Origin of the sequence: Sphingomonas sp., from assembly GCF_042095875.1 — a bacterium.
GTDB lineage: Bacteria > Pseudomonadota > Alphaproteobacteria > Sphingomonadales > Sphingomonadaceae > Sphingomonas.
Genome location: NZ_JBELMJ010000001.1, coordinates 36276 through 38807, shown reverse-complemented (window position 1 = coordinate 38807; position 2532 = coordinate 36276). Strand labels below are relative to the sequence as shown.

Here is a 2532-nt window from a genome sequence, read left to right as displayed (position 1 = left end):
GCCTGGCGAGCAGCGGCATCGTCACGACGCCAGCCGTTCCACCACCGCGTCGACCCGCCCCCAGGCGTGCCGCCGCAGCAGCCCGCGCAGCTTGCCCGCCATCGCACCCTGTCGGCTGTAGTGCCTGAGTTTAGACCGCAGCGGCGCCGCGTGGACGCGCGGCTGGCCCGGATCGACTTCCCACGGGTGAAAGTAGAACATGCCCGGCTGCGCCGCCGCATTGACCTGCCGCAGCGCGAAATCGGTCACCACCGCGGGCAGCAGGCGAAAGAACCCGCCCCCGGTCGCGAAACGCCGGCCGATCGCCTCACCCACCGTCACCGGCACCTCCACCAGGCTCGCGTCGCCGAGCGGGCGCCACGCGTAGCGCGGGCTCTCGCGCCAGCCGTAATGGTCGTGCCGCACCGGCGCGACGCTGGAGGAATAACGATAGCCCTCCTCCGCCAGCACCGGGTGCGCCCAGGGCGTGCGCGCGTCGATCGAGAAGCTCGGCGCACGGTAACCGCTGACACGCGCGCCCGTTGCATTCTCCAGCGCGACGCGCGCACGGCGCAGGTCGGCACGGAATGCCGCCGCATCCATCGTGAACACGCGCTGGTGATCCCAGCCGTGGCTCGCGATCTCGTGCCCCTCGTCCACCACGCGCCGCATCAGCGCGCCGTGCCGCGCCGCGACCCAGCCGAGCGTGAAGAAGGTCGCCTTGGTACCTGTCTCGGCGAACAGGTCGAGCACGCGCGCGGTATTATCTGAGACGCGGCTCTCCAGCGTGTTCCAGTCACCCTTGTCGATCGTGTTCTCGAACGCGCCGACCTGAAACCATTCCTCCACGTCGACCGACATGCCGTTGAGAACACGCGCGTTCGCCATGAGCTAGGCGACCCCGCGCAGCGGCGCGTCGCGCAGCTCGTCGCGCTCGACCCAGTCGATCAATAGCGTCAGCACGCGGCGCAGCGCCGCATCCTGCTCCGCGATCCGCGCTTCCAGCGCGGCGAACCGGTCATCGTCGAACGGAGAGGCCGGCGCGGGTGTCGGCGCCGCCGCCTCCGCGTCGTTGGTGTTCGCCGCTGCCGGCCGCTCGGGCGCAGGGACCGCAGGCATCTCGCGCCGCTGGTCGCTCACCACCGCGCGCACCACCTTGGCGTCGATCATCTCGATCTCGCCCACCGCGGCATGGAGCAGCACGCGGCTCATCAACTGGTTCAAGCGCCGCGGTACGCCCTCGCTCGCGCGGTACAGCACGGGGAAAGCGTCCTCGGTGAAGTTCGGACGCCCGGTCCAGCCCGCGATCTGCAGGCGGTGCCCGACGTAATCGGCGACCTCGTCGGGCTCCATCGGATCGAGGTGATGCACCGCGATCACCCGCTGGCGCAACTGCTCCAGCCGCGCGGAGCCGTTCAACCGCTCGCGGAACTCGGGCTGGCCGAGCAGGAAGATCTGCACCAGCGCGTGCCCGCCCGCCTGGAAGTTGGACAGCATCCTGAGCTCTTCCAGCGCGGAGGTCGGCAGCGCCTGGCTCTCGTCGACGATCAGCAGGGTACGCCGACCGGTACGCGCGACGGCGTGCAGCCCGCGCTCGATCAGCAGCAGCAGCTCTGCCTTGTTCTTCCCCGCATGGTCGATGTTCAACCCGCCAGCCACGATCCGCAACAGGTCGTCCGCCTCGATCGCGGTCGACACGATCTTGATCACCGTCATGTTGGCGGGGTCGATCCTGTCCATCAGGTGACCGACCAGCGTGGTCTTGCCCGCGCCGATGTCGCCGGTGATGACGATGAACCCCTCACCCTGCGCCAGGCCGTAGCCGAGGTACGCCATCGCCTTCTTGTGCGTGGCGGTATCGAACCAGAAACGCGGGTCGGGCGTCAACTGGAACGGGCGGTCGTGAAATCCGAAGAACGTCTCGTACATAACCGTATCCGTTCAGAAATTGTACCGCGCGCCGAGCAGCGCCTGCGCCGACACCTGCGTGTCGAAGTCGCCCTGGTCGAACGCGTAGAGCCCGCCCGACAGCGACGCGCCGAGCCGACCGAAGCTGCGGCTGTAGGTGCCGTTCAGCCCGCCGCCGTACACGTCCTGCGCGCCGGGCAGATCGCTCGAGAACCAGTTGCCGTACAGATTGGCATCGAACCCCGACACACGGCTGAGCGCGCGCGAGTAGAACAATTGCGCGTAGGCGCTCTGATCCTCCAGCCCCAGCACCTGCGTGCCGACCGCGACGCGCGGCGCGTAGAGCCGGCGGTTGGCGTAACCCGCACCCACGCCCCAGCTGGTGCGCCCGCGCGAGATCGTCCACGCACCATCGATGCCGCGCGCGCGGTAGCTGGCGGTCGAGATCGACTGGAACACGTCGTTCAGACACCCGCCCGCGCCGCTCTGCTGGCTGCCGCCCTGCCGCGCGAACACGCAACCGCCGAACACCTGGCCGAACGGATCGTTCTGCGTCTGGAAACTCGTCGGCAGGCCCGCGATCCCGTCGCGCAGCTGGCGCCCGAACGTCTCGATCGCGTCGTAGACGACGACCTGCAGCCCCGA

General features: G+C 69.2%; 2 protein-coding genes and 1 pseudogene. All 3 read right to left on the bottom strand.

Annotation, left to right across the window (positions count from 1 at the left end; all coding sequences use genetic code 11):
• Window positions 1-21: 21 nt before the first annotated feature.
• Window positions 22-867 carry an XrtA system polysaccharide deacetylase gene (locus ACFDS6_RS00190; RefSeq protein ID WP_375270093.1) on the bottom strand — a complete coding sequence of 282 codons (846 nt, stop codon included), beginning with the start codon at window positions 865-867 and terminating at the stop codon, window positions 22-24.
• A gap of 3 nt (window positions 868-870) precedes the next feature.
• Window positions 871-1908, bottom strand: a complete 1038-nt coding sequence (locus ACFDS6_RS00185; RefSeq protein WP_375270092.1) for an ExeA family protein — start codon at window positions 1906-1908, stop codon at window positions 871-873.
• Between the two features lie 12 nt (window positions 1909-1920).
• Window positions 1921-2532, bottom strand: a pseudogene (locus tag ACFDS6_RS00180) (hypothetical protein); the annotation flags it as partial.